This is a genomic window from Escherichia sp. E4742 (genome assembly GCF_005843885.1).
Taxonomy (GTDB): Bacteria; Pseudomonadota; Gammaproteobacteria; order Enterobacterales; family Enterobacteriaceae; genus Escherichia.
On the sequence record NZ_CP040443.1, the window covers coordinates 4,605,868 to 4,626,026 of the forward strand.

General features: G+C 51.4%; 16 protein-coding genes. 5 read left to right on the plus strand and 11 right to left on the minus strand.

The annotated features are described in order from the left end of the window. Positions 1-10 precede the first annotated feature (10 nt). The 6 genes from narI to yddG all read right to left on the minus strand — a co-directional run bounded on the left by narI (position 11) and on the right by yddG (position 9,307). A complete protein-coding gene (gene narI, locus FEM44_RS22435; protein WP_000617142.1) occupies positions 11-691 on the minus strand; it encodes a respiratory nitrate reductase subunit gamma in 681 nt (226 codons plus the stop codon). After that, positions 688-1,383 carry a nitrate reductase molybdenum cofactor assembly chaperone gene (gene narW / locus FEM44_RS22440; protein ID WP_135522436.1) on the minus strand — a complete coding sequence of 232 codons (696 nt, stop codon included), beginning with the start codon at positions 1,381-1,383 and terminating at the stop codon, positions 688-690. Before narW ends, narI begins: the two co-directional genes overlap by 4 nt. Then, entirely contained in the window at positions 1,383-2,927 is a 1,545-nt protein-coding gene (narH, locus tag FEM44_RS22445) for a nitrate reductase subunit beta (protein WP_130210513.1), read from the minus strand. Before narH ends, narW begins: the two co-directional genes overlap by 1 nt. After that, positions 2,924-6,664: a nitrate reductase Z subunit alpha gene (narZ, locus tag FEM44_RS22450; RefSeq protein ID WP_135522435.1), complete on the minus strand. Its 3,741-nt coding sequence runs from the start codon at positions 6,662-6,664 to the stop codon at positions 2,924-2,926. The genes narH and narZ overlap by 4 nt, the downstream gene beginning before the upstream one ends. Positions 6,665-6,758: 94 nt before the next feature. Further along, complete coding sequence (gene narU, locus FEM44_RS22455) at positions 6,759-8,147, minus strand: nitrate/nitrite transporter NarU (RefSeq protein ID WP_135522434.1); 1,389 nt, start codon at positions 8,145-8,147, stop codon at positions 6,759-6,761. A 278-nt stretch (positions 8,148-8,425) separates the two neighbouring features. Beyond that, positions 8,426-9,307 carry an aromatic amino acid efflux DMT transporter YddG gene (yddG, locus tag FEM44_RS22460; protein ID WP_135522433.1) on the minus strand — a complete coding sequence of 294 codons (882 nt, stop codon included), beginning with the start codon at positions 9,305-9,307 and terminating at the stop codon, positions 8,426-8,428. Between the two features lie 231 nt (positions 9,308-9,538). Between yddG and fdnG the strand changes: the two genes are divergently transcribed. Genes fdnG through fdnI form a run of 3 tightly spaced genes read left to right on the plus strand, consistent with a single transcriptional unit; the run spans position 9,539 to position 14,129 of the window. Further along, a complete protein-coding gene (gene fdnG / locus FEM44_RS22465; protein ID WP_135522432.1) occupies positions 9,539-12,586 on the plus strand; it encodes a formate dehydrogenase-N subunit alpha in 3,048 nt (1,015 codons plus the stop codon). 12 nt (positions 12,587-12,598) lie between these two features. Continuing rightward, positions 12,599-13,483 carry a formate dehydrogenase N subunit beta gene (gene fdnH, locus FEM44_RS22470; protein ID WP_001240581.1) on the plus strand — a complete coding sequence of 295 codons (885 nt, stop codon included), beginning with the start codon at positions 12,599-12,601 and terminating at the stop codon, positions 13,481-13,483. Further along, on the plus strand, positions 13,476-14,129 hold the full coding sequence (gene fdnI, locus FEM44_RS22475) for a formate dehydrogenase-N subunit gamma (protein ID WP_000045638.1): 654 nt from the start codon (positions 13,476-13,478) through the stop codon (positions 14,127-14,129). The genes fdnH and fdnI overlap by 8 nt, the downstream gene beginning before the upstream one ends. A gap of 227 nt (positions 14,130-14,356) precedes the next feature. On the opposite strand, the gene FEM44_RS22480 is transcribed toward fdnI, so the two are convergent. From FEM44_RS22480 to bdm, 5 genes are all read right to left on the minus strand, one after another. Continuing rightward, positions 14,357-14,584, minus strand: a complete 228-nt coding sequence (locus tag FEM44_RS22480; RefSeq protein WP_135522431.1) for a HigA family addiction module antitoxin — start codon at positions 14,582-14,584, stop codon at positions 14,357-14,359. Positions 14,585-14,655: 71 nt separating this feature from the next. Continuing rightward, positions 14,656-15,666: an alcohol dehydrogenase AdhP gene (gene adhP / locus FEM44_RS22485; protein WP_135522430.1), complete on the minus strand. Its 1,011-nt coding sequence runs from the start codon at positions 15,664-15,666 to the stop codon at positions 14,656-14,658. A 133-nt stretch (positions 15,667-15,799) separates the two neighbouring features. Further along, entirely contained in the window at positions 15,800-17,497 is a 1,698-nt protein-coding gene (gene maeA, locus FEM44_RS22490; RefSeq protein WP_024166593.1) for a malate dehydrogenase, read from the minus strand. Between the two features lie 156 nt (positions 17,498-17,653). Next, the gene (gene sra, locus FEM44_RS22495) at positions 17,654-17,791 is read right to left on the minus strand and encodes a stationary-phase-induced ribosome-associated protein (RefSeq protein WP_000841557.1); all 138 of its coding nucleotides are present in this window, start codon (positions 17,789-17,791) and stop codon (positions 17,654-17,656) included. A gap of 101 nt (positions 17,792-17,892) precedes the next feature. Continuing rightward, positions 17,893-18,108, minus strand: coding sequence for a biofilm-dependent modulation protein (bdm, locus tag FEM44_RS22500; RefSeq protein WP_135522429.1), 216 nt, complete (start codon positions 18,106-18,108; stop codon positions 17,893-17,895). A 344-nt stretch (positions 18,109-18,452) separates the two neighbouring features. Between bdm and osmC the strand changes: the two genes are divergently transcribed. Together osmC and FEM44_RS22510 are read left to right on the plus strand one after the other, a co-directional pair. Continuing rightward, positions 18,453-18,884: a peroxiredoxin OsmC gene (osmC, locus tag FEM44_RS22505; RefSeq protein WP_000152304.1), complete on the plus strand. Its 432-nt coding sequence runs from the start codon at positions 18,453-18,455 to the stop codon at positions 18,882-18,884. Positions 18,885-19,194: 310 nt separating this feature from the next. Next, positions 19,195-20,118: an omptin family outer membrane protease gene (locus FEM44_RS22510; protein WP_135522428.1), complete on the plus strand. Its 924-nt coding sequence runs from the start codon at positions 19,195-19,197 to the stop codon at positions 20,116-20,118. Positions 20,119-20,159 lie beyond the last annotated feature (41 nt).

Genomic DNA, 20,159 nt, shown 5'->3' on the forward strand with positions numbered 1-20,159 from the left:
AGGGTGATGATTATCGCCGCGAACGCACAATCTGATACCGACGAGTAAAGTACTCAAACGGCGCGCTCCAGACATGCACCAGTCGGGTGAACGGGAAGAGCAGGAAGATGGTCATTCCCAACACCAGATGAACGCGGAAGATGTAAGCTACGCCATCAAGATGCGTCGATGCGCCGCCCTGGAAAGTGACGATGCTTTGCGCCCATCCCACCAGCTTCATCATTTCACTGCCGTCCGGATGTTGTGCTGAAAAGGGAATGGTGGTTAACCCAAGAATGCACTGAATTAACAAAATAGCGAGGATCAGGATATCCGCACCAGAAGACGTCGCCCTGATACGCGGATTCGTTAAACGGCGCACCAGCAACCCCGCACCGCCAATCAACGTTAATACACCGCAAATACCGCCGAGAACCATCGCCATCTGCTGTTTTACCGCTACCGGCAAAAACCACGCATACATCCAGTGCGGCGTTAACATGCCGAACAGATGACCGAAGAAGATCCCCAGAATGCCGATATGGAACAAGTTCGACCACAGCACCATTCCGCGTTTATCCAGCATCTGGCTGGAGGAGGCACGCCAGGTGTACTGCCCGTAATCGTAGCGCAGCCAGCTTCCAAGGATAAAAACCGTGCCACACAAGTACGGGTAGATATCGTAAAAAAAGACGTTCAGATACTGAATCATTTCTCACCTCCCGCACTGATGTCCACATACTGCGGTGCGACATCCTGACTAAAGCGTCGCTGATATTGATTAAGCGGCGAGCTGTCACACGCCGTGGCGTTATCTTCAATAAACTTCACCTGTTCCTCTTCCCACACCGCATCCAGTGCCTGACGGGTGTCGTCGCGCTCCTCGCTGCGAATCTGTTTAGTGACACTGTCACTTGAAAGTGTACTACCCGCCAGATGCAACAGGGCGTCAAACAACGAATACCACGGTGCCTCGCGTTGTTTTAAGCGTCCGCCAAGCAGGGCGAGGATCGGCGCAACGTTGAGTAACCCTTCTTTCGCCTGATCGTCCGGCAGTACGCTTAAATACTCGAGATACAGCGGCAGATAATCAGGCAGTTCCCGACAATCCAGTTGCAGACCGACCTTTTCATACTCCGCCAGCAGGTTCACCATTGCCTGGCCTCGATCGCGGGACTCGGCATGAACGTGTTCGAACAGCAGCAGCGATGTGGTACGTCCACGGTCAAACACTTCGCACCATTCGGCCTGTTTATCCAGCAGCGGCGCGTCAAGCAGGTTACGGGTGAAATCCGTAAGCATCGGCGCGTCGCGGCGGATCAACGCCAGCGCGTCCTCCTTGCATTCCCATAACAGCTCGTCCGGATACTCCATCAACAGGCCGATCACTTTGAGGATCTGCATTATTCGCCCTCCGCTTTATTGCGTACTTCGGTAATGTCGATGGCATCAATCCGGCTACTATTGAACAGGTTGAATTTGCTGTCCGAGCCGTGGCAACCGTCGCCAAAAGTAAAGCCGCAGCCGTTGCGTTCTGCGAAGGCGTCGCCCGCCATTTCACGATGACTGGTCGGAATGACAAAACGATCTTCATAGTTGGCGATAGCGAGATAGCGATACATATCTTCGACCTGAGCGACGCTCAAACCTACTTCGTCGATCGCGCGGGTATCCGTTACGCCTTCCACGGTTTGTGAGCGCATATAGTGGCGCATTGCCATCATCCGTTTCAGCGCCCGCAGTACAGGGCCGGTATCGCCGGCACTCAACATATTGGCGAGGTATTGCACTGGAATACGCAGGCTTTCGATGGCGGGCAGCACGCCTTCGCTTTTCGGCAGTCCGCCCGCGTCGGCGTAAGACTGAATTGGCGACAACGGCGGCACGTACCAGACCATCGGCAGGGTGCGATATTCCGGGTGCAGCGGTAGCGCCAGTTTCCAGTCCATCGCCATTTTGTAAACAGGCGAACGCTGGGCTGCCTCAATCACGTTTTGCGGGATACCTTGTTTCAGGGCTTCCTCGATCACTGAGGGATCGTGCGGATCGAGGAACACTTCGCACTGGCGTTCATAGAGATCAACCTCGCGTTCGGTGCTCGCCGCTTCCTCAATGCGGTCGGCGTCGTAAAGCAGCACGCCCAGATACCGGATACGACCCACGCAGGTTTCTGAGCACACGGTTGGTTGGCCTGACTCAATTCGCGGATAACAGAAGATACATTTTTCTGACTTGCCGCTTTTCCAGTTGAAGTAGATTTTTTTGTACGGACAACCGCTAATGCACAAACGCCAGCCACGGCATTTATCCTGATCGATCAGCACAATGCCATCTTCTTCGCGTTTGTAGATAGCGCCGCTGGGGCAGGTCGCCACGCAGCTGGGATTGAGGCAGTGTTCGCACAGGCGCGGCAGATACATCATGAAGGTGTTTTCAAACTGCCCGTACATCTCCTTTTGCATGGCCTCGAAGTTGCGGTCGCGGGCGCGTTTTTCGAACTCGCCGCCCAGCAGTTCTTCCCAGTTTGGCCCCCAGATCACTTTGTCCATCCGCTTACCGTCAATCAGCGAACGAGGGCGGGCGGTGGGAATATGTTTGCCTTCCGGTGCGCTATGCAGATGTTCGTAGTCGAAGGTGAAAGGTTCGTAGTAATCGTCAATCTGCGGGACTACCGGGTTGGCGAAGATTTTGGTAATCACGCCCATCTTGCTGCCAAGACGCGGACGGATCTTGCCGTTGACATCGCGGACCCAGCCGCCTTGCCACTCTTCCTGATCTTCCCAGTTTTTCGGGTAGCCAATGCCCGGTTTGGTTTCGACGTTGTTAAACCACGCGTACTCCATGCCTTCGCGCCCGGTCCAGACGTTTTTACAGGTCACCGAACAGGTATGGCAGCCGATACATTTATCGAGGTTAAGCACCATGCCGACTTGCGAACGTATTTTCATTTTTTCGCCTCCTGTACCTGATCGCGACCTTCATCGTCCAGCCAGTTAACGTTTTTCATCTTGCGGATCATGATAAATTCGTCGCGGTTCGAGCCGACGGTGCCGTAGTAGTTAAAGCCCCAGGCCAGCTGCGCGTAACCGCCAATCATATGCGTTGGTTTCGGGCAAACGCGGGTGACCGAGTTATGAATGCCGCCGCGCATGCCGGTTACTTCCGAGCCGGGGATATTCATAATGCGTTCCTGGGCGTGGTACATCATGGTCATGCCCGGCGGTACACGTTGGCTGACCACCGCGCGGGCAGTCAGCGCGCCGTTGGCGTTAAACACTTCCACCCAGTCGTTATCGACAATGGTCAGTTCGCGGGCATCGGTTTCGCTGATCCAGACAATCGGTCCACCGCGAGAGAGCGTCAGCATCAGCAGGTTTTCACTGTAGGTAGAGTGAATGCCCCATTTCTGGTGCGGCGTCAGGAAGTTAAGTGCTTTTTCCGGGAAGCCGTTTGGCGGGATCTGGCGCATTTCGCTGACGCTGCGGGTGTCGATAGGCGGGCGATAAGCCACCAGACTTTCACCAAAAGCACGCATCCAGGGATGATCCTGATACAGCTGCTGACGGCCCGACAGCGTGCGCCACGGAATTAACTCGTGGACGTTGGTGTACCCCGCGTTATAGGAGACGTGATCGCTTTCCAGGCCCGACCAGGTGGGGCTGGAGATAATTTTGCGCGGCTGCGCCTGAATATCGCGAAAGCGAATCTTCTCGTCCTCTTTGTGCAGCGCCAGATGGGTATGTTCGCGTCCGGTGATTTCGCCCAGTGCCTGCCACGCTTTGACCGCCACATGACCGTTGGTTTCCGGTGCCAGCGCCAGAATCACTTCTGATGCATCAATGGCGGTGTCAATCAGCGGACGCCCCTGCGCCGGGCCATCACGTTTGGTGTAATTGAGTTTGCCGAGGAAATCGATTTCATCCTGGGTATTCCACGAAATCCCTTTACCGCCGTTGCCGAGTTTGTCCATCAACGGCCCCAGCGAGGTAAAGCGTTCGTAGGTAGCAGGGTAGTCGCGCTCCACTGCCACAATATTAGGCGCGGTCTTACCGGGGATCAGCTCGCATTCACCTTTGCGCCAGTCGAGAACTTCGCACGGCTGGGAGAGTTCCGCCGGAGAGTCGTGTAACAACGGTTGCAGTACAATATCCGTTTCTTTGCCGAGATGTCCCACGCAGACTTGTGAGAATGCTTTGGCGATACCTTTGTAGATTTCCCAGTCGCTGCGAGATTCCCAGGCCGGATCGACCGCCGCAGAAAGCGGATGAATAAACGGATGCATATCCGAGGTATTCATATCGTCTTTTTCGTACCAGGTCGCGGTAGGCAGGACGATATCGGAGAATAAACAGGTGCTGGACATGCGGAAGTCAAGCGTCACCAGCAGGTCGAGCTTGCCTTCAATCGCTGCAGTTTGCCACTCAACTTCTTCCGGTTGGATTCCCTCCGTCGGTCCAAGTTCTTCCCCCTGAATGCCACTTTCCGTACCCAGCAGATACTTCTGCATATACTCGTGGCCCTTGCCGGAAGAGCCAAGCAGGTTTGAACGCCAGACAAACAGGTTACGCGGATGGTTGCTGCCGTTGTCCGGCTGTTCGCAGGCCATGCGTAATTCGCCTGACTTCAGTGCCTGGGCGGTAAATTCGGCGGGTGACAATCCGGCCTTGTCGGCTTCGGCTTTCAGGGAGAGCGGGTTACGCCCCAGCTGCGGCGCAGAAGGTAGCCAGCCCATGCGCTCGGCGCGAACGTTGAAATCAATCAGATGACCGCTGTATTTACTGGCGTCGGCCAGCGGTGAGAGCAATTCCTGCGCGGTGACTTTTTCATAGCGCCACTGGCTGGAGTGATTGTAGAAAAACGAGGTGCTGTTCATCTGGCGCGGTGGACGGTTCCAGTCGAGCGCAAAGGCCAGCGGCAACCAGCCGGTTTGCGGGCGCAGTTTTTCCTGACCGACATAGTGCGCCCAACCGCCGCCGCTTTGCCCGACACAACCGCAAAAGATCAGCATATTGATCATCCCGCGGTAGTTCATGTCCATGTGATACCAGTGGTTAACACCTGCGCCGAGGATAATCATCGAGCGCCCATGCGTTTTATGGGCGGTATCGGCAAATTCGCGGGCGATGGTTTCAATATACTGGCGCGGCACTCCGGTAATTTGCTCACCCCAGGCTGGGGTGTACGGTTTGATTTCAGCGTAATCTTTCGCGCTGCTTTCATCTTCCAGCCCGCGATCGAGGCCGTAATTCGCCAGTACCAGATCATAAACGCTGACGACCGGACAGTTGCTGCCATCGGCTAATGTCAGGTTTTTAATGGGTAATTGACGCACCAGTACCGGATCGTGTTTTACGCTGCGAAAGTGCGGATTTTCAATGCCGCCAAAGTAGGGGAAGGCCACGCCTGCGACGGTGTCGTGTTGACCGAGCAGGGTTAACGACAATTCGGTTTCCGTACCGGCGGCAATGGATTCCAGATTCCATTTGCCTTTTTCGCCCCAGCGGAAACCAATCGAACCGTTCGGCACCACCAGTTCACCTGCGGTATTAACCGCCACGGTTTTCCACTGCGGATTGTTGCTTTCGCCCAGTCCATCAACCAGGTCAGAAGCGCGGATCATGCGCCCGGGAACGTAGCTGCCATCTTCACGAGGTTCCAGCATTACCAGCATCGGCATGTCGCTGTAGCGGCGGCAGTAGTTGATAAAGTAATCGCTGGGATTATCGAGATGAAACTCTTTTAAAATCACATGGCCCATCGCCATCGCCAGCGCGCTATCAGTGCCTTGCTTTGGCGCCAGCCACTGGTCGCACAGTTTTGCTACTTCCGAGTAGTCAGGGGTAATGGCGATAGTTTTGGTGCCTTTGTAGCGCACTTCAGTAAAGAAGTGAGCGTCCGGCGTGCGCGTCTGCGGTACGTTAGATCCCCAGGCGATGATGTAGCTGGAGTTATACCAGTCTGCGGATTCCGGCACGTCGGTTTGCTCGCCCCAGGTCATTGGCGAGGCGGGAGGCAGGTCGCAATACCAGTCGTAGAAACTTAAACAGGTGCCGCCAAGCAGCGACAGATAACGCGTTCCGGCGGCGTAAGATACCATCGACATCGCCGGGATCGGCGAGAAACCGGCAACGCGATCCGGGCCATAGGTTTTGATGGTCCAGACGTTAGCAGCGGCAATCAGCTGGTTTAACTCCTGCCAGTTGGAGCGGATAAAGCCGCCGCGCCCACGCACTTGTTTGTAGCTCAGGCACTTTTGCGGGTCATTCATAATCGATGCCCACGCCAGTACCGGATCGTTGTGCTGTTTAAGGGCTTCGCGCCACAGTTCAATCAGTCGTTTACGAATTAGCGGGTATTTCAGGCGGTTAGCGCTGTAAAGATACCAGGAGTAACTTGCGCCACGCGGGCAGCCGCGAGGTTCATGATTGGGCAGGTCAGGGCGAGTGCGCGGGTAGTCGGTCTGTTGAATTTCCCAGGTCACCAGGCCATTTTTAACGTAGATTTTCCAGCTACAGGAGCCAGTACAGTTAACGCCGTGGGTGGAACGCACGATTTTGTCAAATTGCCAACGCTGACGATAGCTATCTTCCCAGTCGCGGTTGCTATGCATCACCTGTCCGTGACCATCGGCAAAGGTTTCGCCCTTTTGTTTGAAGTAGCGAAAGCGATCCAAAAGTTTACTCATGACATGACTCCTGCTCCAGGAATGATTTGGGATCTGATGCCTTGTCGGATGCGACACGGTTGTAGCCTGATAAGACGTGTCTGGCATCGATCTCTTATTTTTGGCTGAACTTCCGCCGACCATAAACCAGCCAGGTCAGTAGCACACAAACGATGTAGAAGATTAAAAACACTTTCATCGCGCCCACTGGCGAGCCGGTCATATTCAGCGACATGCCAAATGCTTGTGGAATAAAGAAGCCGCCCACCGCGCCGATGGCCGAAATAAAGCCCAGCGCCGCCGCCGTTTCAGTGATTGCTTCTCGCTGGGCCTGTTCATCGCTGCCGCCTTTCATCTTGACGCGATAAACCGTTATCTGGCGAAAGATGACAGCGATCATCTGGAAAGTAGAACCACTTCCCAAACCAGCGGTTAGGAATAACCCCATAAACACAGCGTAAAATGCGATGAAATTGCCGGAACCCGTGCCAGGTAGGGTCAGGAACAGCAGGGCGCTGAAAATCGCCATAAAAATGAAGTTGATCAACGTCACCCGAACGCCGCCGAATTTATCGGAAATAGCACCACCCACCGACCGCGCGATGGCACCGATAAATGGGCCAAAGAACGCCAGACGCAGAATATTCACATCCGGGAACTGTGTTTTTGCCAGCATGGCAAATCCGGCGGAAAAACCGATAAACGAGCCAAAGGTAGCGAGATAGAGCAGACTCAGCAGCCACAGATGCAACCGTTGCAAAACGGGCAACTGGTCAGCAATTGACGCACGTGAACTGGCAATATCATTCATCCCTGACCAGGCGGCGATAGTGGCAATCGCCAGTAGCGGTACCCAAATCCATGCAGCATTCGCCAGCGACAGCACAGAACCATCGGCCTGCGGTACGCCATTGACGCCAAGAAAAGCAAATACCGGTACAAAAATCACCAGCGGCGCAACCAGTTGCATCACGCTGACGCCTAAATTCCCCAACCCGCCATTAATCCCTAATGCACTGCCTTGTTTGGCTTTCGGGAAGAAAAAACTGATATTTCCCATACTCGAAGCAAAGTTCGCGCCAGCAAAACCACAGAGCAAAGCAATAACAATAAATATCCCAAAAGGGGTATTCGGATTTTGCACAGCAATACCGAGCCAGACGCAAGGAATAATCAGAATCGCGGTACTAAAAACTGTCCAACGGCGTCCACCAAATATAGGCACCATAAAGGAGTAGGGAACACGCAATAATGCGCCGGAAACGGAAGGTAAGGCGGTTAATAAAAAAAGCTGATCGGTAGTGAAATTAAAGCCGATTTTATTGAGATTAACGGCAACTGCACTAAATAACATCCAGACACAGAAGGCAAGGAGTAAACAACTTACTGATATCCAGAGGTTTCTTCTGGCAATGTGTTTTCCTTTATTTTCCCAGAAGGCCGGATTTTCTGGCTTCCAGTCGCGCAAAAGGTAACGATTATTTTTCTCATTTTGTAGTGCCATATTCTTCCTCACATGCACACATTGTTAATGAAAAAAAGACAAGGCAGGGCATTGGACGCAATGGTCCGTTATTAGAATTAAGAGTAAATAGAGTGAAGTGCTGATTGAAAGAATAGATAACAAAGCGAAACTGCGGGGGGAGAAAGCTGATTATCTGAATGGATATGTGTTACTGAATGTAACAGTGATGCATCATATTTTTTACTGATTTTTAGACTAACATACGGCAAACGTATTTGTTGCCGTATGAATCGTGGCTTTATTGTCGTAGCCTTTGCTTATCGTTGACGCGTTGCCAGCCAGCAGAGCAGGGAACCGCCGCAGACCATCAATGCGCCTTGCCAGAAAGAGAACGATAGCGGAGCACTAAGCAGTACCGCAGCAAGCGCCGACGAAAGCACAGGCGTAAAATACGAACCTACCGCCATAATGGTGACGTTGCCATGTAAAATGCCGACGTTCCACGCAGCGTAAGCAAATCCTAAGGTAAATGCCGCTGAGATAAGTTTTATAATGACGGGCGTGCTAAATACCATCTCCGGTTGCGGCGTTAAAAAATAGTAAACCCACAAACTTGCTCCTGTCAGCAGGACGAAAACGGTAATACCGTTAAATCCACGGGCATATTTATTGGTGACCGTGCAATAGGCTGCCCAGATAAAAGCGCCAATGAACGCCAGGCAATAACTTAACGGGCTGGTAGTGATATTGTTGATAATTTCATCCGGCTTGAGGCCATTTTCACCCCCTAATACCCAGCAGACGCCACCAAGGGCTAATAATAATCCTGGTACAATCAGCCAGTTGGTTTTCTGGCCATTAAACAGAATGGCAAAAAGTATCGTCAGACTGGGCCATAAATAGTTCACCATGCCCACTTCAATTGCCTGATGACGGGTTGCTGCATACCCTAAGGAAAGTGCCAGACAGATTTCATAGCTGACGAATAAGAAACTCCCCGTAAGTAAATAACCTTTGGGGATCTGCCGAATGCGCGGAAATCCAACCGTGAAGATTAACAGCAGCCCGCTTAATGAATAGATAGCAGCTGCGCCGCCGACCGGGCCGAGCCCCTCGCTGACACCGCGAATCAATCCTACCATCGTGCTCCACAGGACGATCGCTATTAGCCCTATGAGCGTTGCTTTTTGTCGTGTCATGCTCGCTGTCTAGTCTCTCTTGCCGTTAAAAATTAAGCTGAAATTTATAGCATTTTTTTAACCAGGCTGTCAGGCAGTGGTGTGTTTTTCTACCGCCATTGAGGTAGGTCAATTTGCGCAGGCGGATTATTTTGTGGCAAACACGTGTTCTTTTTGATTTCGCGCAAAAAGATTCAGAATTTTACTGTTAGTTTCCTCGCGCAGTAATACCCCTGAAAAAAGAGGAAAGCAATGGACGTCAGTCGCAGACAATTTTTTAAAATCTGCGCGGGCGGTATGGCTGGAACAACAGTAGCAGCATTGGGCTTTGCCCCGAAGCAAGCACTGGCTCAGGCGCGAAACTATAAATTATTACGCGCGAAAGAGATCCGTAACACCTGCACATACTGTTCCGTAGGTTGCGGGCTATTGATGTATAGCCTGGGTGATGGCGCGAAAAACGCCAGAGAAGCGATTTATCACATTGAAGGTGACCCGGATCATCCGGTAAGCCGTGGTGCGCTGTGTCCGAAAGGGGCCGGTTTGCTGGATTACGTCAACAGCGAAAACCGTCTGCGCTACCCGGAATATCGTGCGCCAGGTTCTGACAAATGGCAGCGCATTAGCTGGGAAGAAGCATTCTCCCGTATTGCGAAGCTGATGAAAGCTGACCGTGACGCTAACTTTATTGAAAAGAACGAGCAGGGCGTAACGGTAAACCGTTGGCTTTCCACCGGTATGCTGTGTGCCTCCGGTGCCAGCAACGAAACCGGGATGCTGACCCAGAAATTTGCCCGCTCCCTCGGGATGCTGGCGGTAGACAACCAGGCGCGCGTCTGACACGGACCAACGGTAGCAAGTCTTGCTCCAACATTTGGTCGCGGTGCGATGACCAACCACTGGGTGGATATCAAAAACGCTAACGTCGTAATGGTAATGGGCGGTAATGCTGCTGAAGCGCATCCCGTCGGTTTCCGTTGGGCGATGGAAGCGAAAAACAACAACGATGCAACCTTGATCGTTGTCGATCCCCGTTTTACGCGTACCGCTTCTGTAGCGGATATTTACGCGCCTATTCGTTCCGGTACGGACATTACGTTCCTGTCTGGCGTTTTGCGCTACCTGATCGAAAACAACAAAATCAACGCCGAATACGTTAAGCATTACACCAACGCCAGCCTGCTGGTGCGTGATGATTTTGCTTTTGAAGACGGTCTGTTCAGCGGTTATGACGCTGAAAAACGCCAGTACGATAAGTCGTCCTGGAACTACCAGTTCGATGAAAATGGCTATGCGAAACGCGATGACACGCTGACTCATCCGCGCTGCGTGTGGAACCTGCTGAAAGAGCACGTTTCCCGCTACACGCCGGACGTCGTTGAAAACATCTGCGGTACGCCAAAAGCCGACTTCCTGAAAGTGTGTGAAGTGCTGGCCTCCACCAGCGCGCCGGATCGCACAACCACCTTCCTGTACGCGCTGGGCTGGACGCAGCACACCGTCGGTGCGCAGAACATCCGTACTATGGCGATGATCCAGTTGCTGCTCGGTAACATGGGTATGGCCGGTGGCGGCGTGAACGCACTGCGTGGTCACTCCAACATTCAGGGCCTGACTGACTTAGGCCTGCTCTCTACCAGCCTGCCGGGTTATCTGACGCTGCCGTCAGAAAAACAGGTTGATTTGCAGTCGTATCTGGAAGCGAACACGCCGAAAGCGACGCTGGCTGATCAGGTGAACTACTGGAGCAACTATCCGAAGTTCTTCGTTAGCCTGATGAAATCTTTCTACGGCGATGCCGCGCAGAAAGAGAATAACTGGGGCTACGACTGGCTGCCGAAGTGGGACCAGACCTACGACGTCATCAAGTATTTCAATATGATGGACGAAGGCAAAGTCAGCGGTTATTTCTGCCAGGGCTTTAACCCGGTTGCGTCCTTCCCGGACAAAAACAAAGTGGTTAGCTGCCTGAGCAAGCTGAAGTACATGGTGGTTATCGACCCGCTGGTGACTGAAACCTCCACCTTCTGGCAGAACCACGGCGAGTCGAACGATGTCGATCCGGCGTCTATTCAGACTGAAGTATTCCGTCTGCCTTCAACCTGCTTTGCTGAAGAAGATGGTTCTATCGCCAACTCCGGTCGCTGGTTGCAGTGGCACTGGAAAGGTCAGGACGCTCCGGGTGAAGCGCGTAACGACGGCGAAATTCTGGCGGGTATCTACCATCATCTGCGCGAGCTGTACAAAGCCGAAGGTGGTAAAGGCGTAGAACCGCTGATGAAGATGAGCTGGAACTACAAGCAGCCGCACGAACCGCAGTCTGACGAAGTGGCAAAAGAGAACAACGGCTATGCGCTGGAAGATCTCTATGATGCCAATGGCGTGCTGATTGCGAAGAAAGGTCAGTTGCTGAGTAGCTTTGCGCATCTGCGTGATGACGGTACAACCGCATCTTCTTGCTGGATCTACACCGGTAGCTGGACAGAGCAGGGCAACCAGATGGCTAACCGCGATAACTCCGACCCATCCGGTCTGGGAAATACGCTGGGATGGGCCTGGGCGTGGCCGCTCAACCGTCGCGTGCTCTACAACCGTGCTTCGGCGGATATCAACGGTAAACCGTGGGATCCGAAACGAATGCTGATCCAGTGGAACGGCAGCAAGTGGACGGGTAACGATATTCCAGACTTCGGCAATGCCGCACCGGGCACGCCAACAGGGCCGTTTATCATGCAGCCGGAAGGGATGGGACGCCTGTTTGCCATTAACAAAATGGCGGAAGGTCCGTTCCCGGAACACTACGAGCCAATTGAAACGCCGCTGGGGACTAACCCGCTGCATCCGAACGTGGTTTCTAACCCGGTTGTTCGTCTGTATGAACAAGACGCGCTGCGGATGGGTAAAAAAGAGCAGTTCCCGTATGTGGGTACGACCTATCGTCTGACCGAGCACTTCCACACCTGGACCAAGCACGCGTTGCTCAACGCAATCGCCCAGCCGGAACAGTTTGTGGAAATCAGCGAAACGCTGGCGGCAGCGAAAGGCATTGCCAATGGCGATCGTGTCACTGTCTCCAGCAAACGTGGCTTTATCCGCGCAGTGGCTGTGGTAACGCGTCGTCTGAAACCGCTGAATGTAAACGGTCAGCAGGTTGAAACGGTGGGTATTCCAATCCACTGGGGCTTTGAGGGTGTCGCGCGTAAAGGTTATATCGCTAACACTCTGACGCCGAATGTCGGTGATGCAAACTCGCAAACGCCGGAATATAAAGCGTTCTTAGTCAACATCGAGAAGGCGTAAGGGGGCGAACAGATGGCTATGGAAACGCAGGACATTATCAAAAGGTCCGCAACTAACTCCATCACGCCGCCTTCTCAGGTGCGTGATTACAAAGCAGAAGTCGCGAAACTTATCGACGTTTCCACCTGTATCGGCTGTAAAGCCTGCCAGGTGGCGTGTTCGGAGTGGAACGACATCCGTGATGAAGTGGGGCACTGCGTCGGGGTTTACGATAACCCCGCCGATCTGAGCGCCAAGTCCTGGACGGTGATGCGCTTTAGCGAAACCGAACAGAACGGCAAGCTGGAGTGGCTGATCCGTAAAGACGGCTGTATGCACTGTGAAGATCCGGGCTGCCTGAAGGCGTGCCCGTCTGCAGGTGCAATCATTCAGTACGCTAACGGGATTGTCGATTTCCAGTCGGAAAACTGCATCGGCTGTGGTTACTGCATTGCCGGGTGTCCGTTTAATATTCCGCGCCTCAACAAAGAGGATAACCGGGTATATAAATGCACGCTCTGCGTCGATCGCGTCAGCGTAGGCCAGGAACCGGCTTGTGTGAAAACTTGTCCGACCGGAGCTATCCACTTTGGTACCAAGAAGGAGATGCTGGAGCTGGCGGAACAGCGCGTGGCGAAACTGAAAGCGCGTGGTTACGAACATGCTGGCGTCTACAACCCGGAAGGGGTCGGTGGTACACACGTTATGTACGTGCTGCATCACGCCGATCAGCCGGAGCTGTATCACGGTCTGCCGAAAGATCCGAAGATCGATACTTCGGTGAATCTGTGGAAAGGTGCGTTGAAACCGCTGGCAGCGGCTGGCTTTATCGCCACTTTTGCCGGGCTGATTTTCCACTACATCGGTATTGGCCCGAATAAGGAAGTGGACGATGACGAGGAGGAGCATCATGAGTAAGTCGAAAATGATTGTGCGCACAAAGTTTATTGATCGCGCCTGTCACTGGACCGTGGTGATTTGCTTCTTCCTGGTGGCGCTGTCCGGGATTTCGTTCTTCTTCCCGACGCTGCAATGGCTGACGCAAACCTTCGGTACGCCGCAGATGGGGCGCATTTTGCACCCGTTCTTCGGCATTGCGATTTTCGTCGCGCTGATGTTTATGTTCTTCCGTTTTGTGCATCACAACATCCCGGATAAGAAAGATATTCCGTGGCTGTTGAACATTGTCGAAGTATTAAAAGGCAATGAGCACAAAGTGGCGGATGTTGGTAAGTACAACGCCGGGCAAAAGATGATGTTCTGGTCGATCATGAGCATGATTTTCGTGCTGCTGGTGACCGGGGTGATTATCTGGCGTCCGTACTTTGCGCAGTACTTCCCGATGCAGGTTGTTCGCTACAGCCTGCTGATTCACGCAGCTGCGGGTATCATCCTAATCCACGCCATCCTGATCCATATGTATATGGCATTCTGGGTGAAAGGGTCGATTAAAGGGATGATCGAAGGGAAGGTGAGCCGTCGCTGGGCGAAGAAACACCATCCGCGCTGGTATCGTGAAATCGAGAAGGCGGAAGCGAAAAAAGAGAGTGAAGAAGGGATATAATCTCTTTTGAACTTTAAACAGAAAATGGCGCTGTAAAAGGCGCCATTTTTTATTGTAGACAACGTGCACTTTGTTCATGCCGGATGCGGCATGAACGCCTTATCCGGCCTACAAACCGTTCAAATACAATAGATTGCAGTGAACGTGTAGGCCTGATAAGCGTAGCGCATCGGGCAATGTTGCGTTTGTCATCAGTTTCAAATGGCGCTTTATAAGGTGCCATTTTTTTATTGCGTAACCAGACGGCGCAGTCGCGACACATCCACCGTTTTTTCAGCCTCTGCCAGGCTCCACGCGTTTTGCAGATTCAGCCACATTTGCGGCGAACTGCCGATCACCACGGAAAGTTTAATCGCCATTTCCGGCGTCAAAGCCGCTTTTCCGCTCAGCAATCGACTTGCCGTTGAGGGCGCAATTTCCATTGCTCTGGCAAACTCGCGAAGGCTGACGTTCAGCTCGTAGCCATTTCATGTGGGAGAGTGTGCGATGCTGCGACACCAGGACTGGCAGTCGCAGCAAAGGTCCCTTAGCGGCGGAAATCAATCACCATACGGCCACGGATTTTGCCTTCTTCCATCTCAGTGAAGATGGTGTTGATGTCCGCTAACGGACGCAGGGCGACTTTTGGCACCACTTTACCTTCGGCAGCAAACTGGAAGGCTTCGGTTAGATCCTGGCGCGTGCCGACCAGCGAACCGACCACTTCAATACCATCCAGCACAAGGCGTGGGATGTCCAGGCTCATAGACTCCGGCGGCAGACCGACAGCCACGACACGCCCGCCTGCACGAACGGCATCAACCGCCGAGTTAAACGCGGCTTTAGCTACCGCTGTCACCACCGCAGCGTGTGCACCACCCGCTTTCTCCTGCACAATTTTGGCGGCGTCTTCGGTGCGTGAGTTAATCGCTAAATCAGCGCCCATTTCGGTTGCCAGTTTTAACTGCTCATCATTGACATCAATGGCGATCACTTTGGCGTTAAAGACATTCTTCGCGTATTGCAGGGCGAGGTTACCCAGACCGCCAAGACCGTAGATAGCAATCCACTGTCCTGGACGAATTTTTGACAGTTTAACGGCTTTGTAGGTGGTGACCCCCGCACAGGTAATGCTGCTGGCCGCCGCCGAGTCCAGGCCATCTGGCACTTTTACCGCGTAATCGGCGACCACGATGCACTCTTCCGCCATCCCGCCATCAACGCTGTATCCGGCATTTTTTACCGAACGACAGAGGGTTTCGTTACCGCTGTTACAGTATTCGCAATGACCGCATCCTTCGTAAAACCACGCCACGCTGGCACGATCGCCTGGTTTTAATGAGGTGACACCTGGGCCAACTTCTGCCACCACACCAATACCTTCATGACCCAAAATCACACCGGTCTTATCACCAAAATCGCCATTCTTAACATGAAGATCGGTATGACATACACCACAACACTCCATTTTCAGCAGGGCTTCGCCATGTTTCAGTGAGCGCAGTGTTTTATCCGTAACGTCAACATGATGATCCTTCGTAACAACTGCAGCCTTCATAGTTCCTCCTTTTCGGATGATGTTCTGCATAGCAGGTGAGGCAAATGAGATTTATTCGCCACTACCCAGTATGGATGAGATCTGAAAAAGGGAGAGAAAAATTGCCCGGCAGTGTTCACTACCGGGCGCAGGCTTAGATAGAGGTACGGCGGTAGTCGCGGTATTCGGCTTGCCAGAAATTATCATCAATGGCCTGTTGCAAAGCTTCGGCAGACGTTTTCACCGCCACGCCTTGCTGCTGCGCCATTTTGCCAACGGCAAACGCAATTGCGCGGGAAACTTTCTGAATATCTTTCAGTTCCGGTAGTACCAGACCTTCGCCGTTCAGGACCAGCGGCGAATACTGAGCAAGCGTTTCACTTGCCGACATCAGCATCTCATCGGTGATACGTGACGCACCGGAAGCAATAACGCCCAGCCCGATGCCCGGGAAAATAAAGGCGTTGTTACACTGGGCGATAGGGTAGATTTTATCTTTCCATACCACTGGGTTAAACGGACTGCCAGTGGCGACCAGCGCGTTACCTTCGGTCCAGGCGATAATGTCCTGCGGTGTGGCTTCCACGCGTGAGGTCGGGTTAGACAGCGGCATCACGATCGGACGCGGACAGTGTTTGTGCATCTCACGGATGATTTCTTCGGTGAAAAGCCCGGCCTGTCCGGAGACGCCGATCAGAATATCCGGTTTGACATTGCGCACCACATCCAGCAGTGACAGCACATCGCTGTCGGTATCCCAGTCACTGAGGTTTTCGCGCTTCTGCACAAGTTTGGTCTGGAAAGGCAGCAAGTTCGGCATCTTGTCGGTCAGCAGGCCAAAGCGATCGACCATAAAGACTTTCTGCCGCGCCGCTTCCTCGCTTAATCCTTCGCGCTGAGTCTGGGCGATGATCATTTCGGCAATGCCGCATCCCGCTGAACCTGCACCGAGGAAGACAATCTTTTTCTCGCTCAGTTGACCACCCGCCGCGCGGCTGGCTGCGATCAGTGTGCCTACCGTTACCGCCGCGGTTCCCTGAATATCATCATTAAAGGAACAAATTTCATTGCGATAGCGGTTAAGCAGTGGCATCGCATTTTTTTGCGCGAAGTCTTCAAACTGTAACAGCACGTCCGGCCAGCGTTGTTTCACAGCCTGGATAAATTCGTCAACAAATTCATAGTATTCGTCGTCTGTAATACGTGGGTTACGCCAGCCCATATACAGCGGATCGTTAAGCAGTTGCTGGTTGTTAGTCCCAACGTCCAACACCACCGGGAGCGTATACGCCGGGCTGATACCGCCACAGGCGGTATAGAGCGACAGTTTACCGATCGGAATGCCCATCCCGCCAATACCCTGGTCGCCGAGGCCAAGAATACGTTCGCCGTCGGTCACCACAATCACTTTAATATTATGGTTCGGCACGTTTTGCAGAATATCGTCCATATTGTGGCGGTTCTGGTAAGAGATAAACACGCCGCGTGAACGGCGGTAGATCTCAGAAAAACGCTCACAGGCTGCGCCGACGGTTGGGGTATAAATAACAGGCATCATCTCATCAAGATGATTGTTTACCAGACGGTAGAAGAGGGTTTCGTTGGTGTCCTGGATATTACGCAGGTAGATGTGCTTGTCGATTTCGGTTTTGAATCCCTGATACTGGATCCACGCACGTTCCGCTTGTTCTTCGATGGTTTCGACCACTTCCGGCAGTAACCCCAGCAGGTTGAAGTTACGGCGTTCTTCCATGCTGAAGGCGCTGCCTTTATTCAACAACGGAAATTCCAGCAGTACAGGGCCAGCGTAAGGAATATAAAGCGAACGCTGTTTTTTTGTTTTTGGTTCCATGTCACTCACTCTTTTTTGAATATCCATCCCTGGGGTGCTTTTATCTTCTTTGCTTTACCGCCAGGGCGTCGGCCCCAAGTATAAAGCAGATAAAAACAAAAACACCATTGCGCAGGCAATGGTGTTTAATCGTCATTGAGGACTGATGGTTATGAATTACTTTTCAGCGGGGCGTTTTCTGCCGGTTGGGGTATTTACCACGCTGGATTTGTCACCTTCGGTAACTATTTTGCGCTGGTTAGAAATTTTATGATCCAGTCCAAGAATATGACGTGCCTGACGGTTCGATTTCATTTGTACTCCTCAATCCTGTAGCTAGTTTTAAGGACAACATCGCCGTAGCGAAGAAACACGTGCTAAACCCCTAAATTAGGTTGCCGATCAAGCATAGCAGCTTAAAGCGTAGGGTGCTGGCCGCTGACCACATAATTTATCGTTTGCTGGTAGATGTCACTGAGGATGTCGTTATCAGAGGCTTCCACCCATTTGGTCAGCTCCATGAGAATGTCATCTTCAGTGACAACACCGTGCTCTGCCCGAAGGCCTTGCTCAATGGCATTAACCAGAGCGGGTTCTGCTGTTGAATTTTTTGCCTGATAATAAGTAAACATAGTGATTCTCCGTGTCTGTGTATTTATGGTGTCTGCTACGGATTGCAGATTTATAAAGCACATTCAGCATGACAAATATTTACCGCTTCGTTGTTAAGATTAGTCCTGGTTGATGATTTTTATATTTTAACTGCATTATATTGATGGGGATTGTTATTGTAATGAGTTGATTTGTATTGAGGAAATATCTCTAGAGTTATATATTTCCGGATATCTATTGTGGGAGTTTAATTTAAGTGCGGTAGAAATATTTTCGCCGGATTTTATTCGGAATATCCTGCTTATCCTCGTGCTGATTCTCACGTAGTCTATAATTTCCTTTTTAAGCCCACAGGAGAGCAAGAATGACAATCCATAAGAAAGGTCAGGCACACTGGGAAGGCGATATCAAACGCGGGAAGGGAACAGTATCCACCGAGAGCGGCGTGCTGAACCAACAGCCGTATGGGTTTAACACGCGTTTTGAAGGCGAAAAAGGAACTAACCCTGAAGAACTGATTGGCGCAGCGCATGCCGCATGTTTCTCAATGGCGCTTTCGCTGATGCTGGGGGAAGCGGGATTCACGCCAACATCAATTGATACCACCGCCGATGTGTCGCTGGATAAAGTGGATGCTGGTTTTGCGATTACTAAAATCGCACTGAAGAGCGAAGTTGCCGTGCCGGGTATTGATGCGTCCACTTTTGATGGCATTATCCAGAAAGCAAAAGCCGGATGCCCGGTTTCTCAGGTACTGAAAGCGGAAATTACGCTGGATTATCAGTTGAAAGCATAAGTACTCGCCGGATGATGTTGTCATCCGGCAAGCATTTACACAGATATTTTCTGCTTATCCCAATGAAACCTCGCATTTAAACTGCATCTTCATTTTTTTCGTTATTCCTGCCTGTTCTCGAACAATCATTATTGCATCAGGTTGTAAACTCCTGTTTCGTTCAGAATAACAGTAAAACTTTGTTTATTTATGTTCTCTGTTTGATGGTGAGAAACATTTATGGCATTGTAAGATTCAGTTGATTTAATTAACCTGAATTAATTAAATTTAATTAATGAGCTAATTAACATTGTTTAATAAGGATGAAATTATGTTGATGAAAAAGGTCTCTTTTGCCATTGCTTTAATTTCCCTAAGTCAGTATGCAAGTGCATCTTCAGAATTTAATTTCTTATCTGACAATGTTTTTGTTGATGCTTCTCTTTCATTTCTGAATGGTGAGTCAGGTGAGTTTGTTTATAGCAATGGTGGCAAACTTAGCCAACTGGACTGGAAAATCCAAAATACCCCCATTGCTAAAATGGGGGTAACCTGGGATGCAATTTCATGGCTGACGCTTAATGCTAAAGGCTGGACGACGATTGCGTCTGCCGGCACGCTGATGGATGATTATGACTGGCTGGAGCCGGGGCAGCACCACTGGAGCGATTGGTCACATCATCCGGCAACGCGGTTGAATTTTGCAAATCAGTTTGATCTCAATATGACAGGTTGGTTTTTAAAGGAGCAAAACTACCAACTTGGCGCCATGTTAGGCTATCAGGAGACGCGTTTCAGTTGGATCGCGAAAGGAGGTTACTATAGTTATGATAATGGTGCCGACACTGGAGACATTCCTCATAACCAAAGAGTTATTGGCTACCAACAAAAATTCAGTGCTCCTTATTTAGGTCTCTCTGGTAAATATTTCTATCATGATTTTGATATTATTGCTCAATTTAAATATAGCGCCTGGGGAGAAGGGAAGGGTACGGATCAGCATTATTTGCGCAACATTACATTTAAAGATGAAGTATCCAACCAAAAATATTATTCAGGTCTTATTAATGTGGGGTATAACATTAATTCACAGACGCGTATTTTCACAGAAATGTCATGGAGTAGATTCTCTAATGATATTGGGAATACTATAATTTATCATAAAGAAAATGGTGAAAGTGTAAAAGAGAAAGATTCGCCGGGGATGCAAAACTATAATTACATTATTGGCGCTGGCATTCAGTATCGATTTTAATATAGCGTCGGGTGAATGGCTGAATATGAATACATGAAATC

Coding starts and splice junctions, on each gene's coding strand:
- narI (WP_000617142.1), bottom strand. CDS start 691: ATGATTCAGTATCTGAACGTCTTTTTTTACGATATCTACCCGTACTTG.
- narW (WP_135522436.1), bottom strand. CDS start 1,383: ATGCAGATCCTCAAAGTGATCGGCCTGTTGATGGAGTATCCGGACGAG.
- narH (WP_130210513.1), bottom strand. CDS start 2,927: ATGAAAATACGTTCGCAAGTCGGCATGGTGCTTAACCTCGATAAATGT.
- narZ (WP_135522435.1), bottom strand. CDS start 6,664: ATGAGTAAACTTTTGGATCGCTTTCGCTACTTCAAACAAAAGGGCGAA.
- narU (WP_135522434.1), bottom strand. CDS start 8,147: ATGGCACTACAAAATGAGAAAAATAATCGTTACCTTTTGCGCGACTGG.
- yddG (WP_135522433.1), bottom strand. CDS start 9,307: ATGACACGACAAAAAGCAACGCTCATAGGGCTAATAGCGATCGTCCTG.
- fdnH (WP_001240581.1), top strand. CDS start 12,599: ATGGCTATGGAAACGCAGGACATTATCAAAAGGTCCGCAACTAACTCC.
- fdnI (WP_000045638.1), top strand. CDS start 13,476: ATGAGTAAGTCGAAAATGATTGTGCGCACAAAGTTTATTGATCGCGCC.
- adhP (WP_135522430.1), bottom strand. CDS start 15,666: ATGAAGGCTGCAGTTGTTACGAAGGATCATCATGTTGACGTTACGGAT.
- maeA (WP_024166593.1), bottom strand. CDS start 17,497: ATGGAACCAAAAACAAAAAAACAGCGTTCGCTTTATATTCCTTACGCT.
- sra (WP_000841557.1), bottom strand. CDS start 17,791: ATGAAATCGAACCGTCAGGCACGTCATATTCTTGGACTGGATCATAAA.
- bdm (WP_135522429.1), bottom strand. CDS start 18,108: ATGTTTACTTATTATCAGGCAAAAAATTCAACAGCAGAACCCGCTCTG.
- osmC (WP_000152304.1), top strand. CDS start 18,453: ATGACAATCCATAAGAAAGGTCAGGCACACTGGGAAGGCGATATCAAA.
- FEM44_RS22510 (WP_135522428.1), top strand. CDS start 19,195: ATGTTGATGAAAAAGGTCTCTTTTGCCATTGCTTTAATTTCCCTAAGT.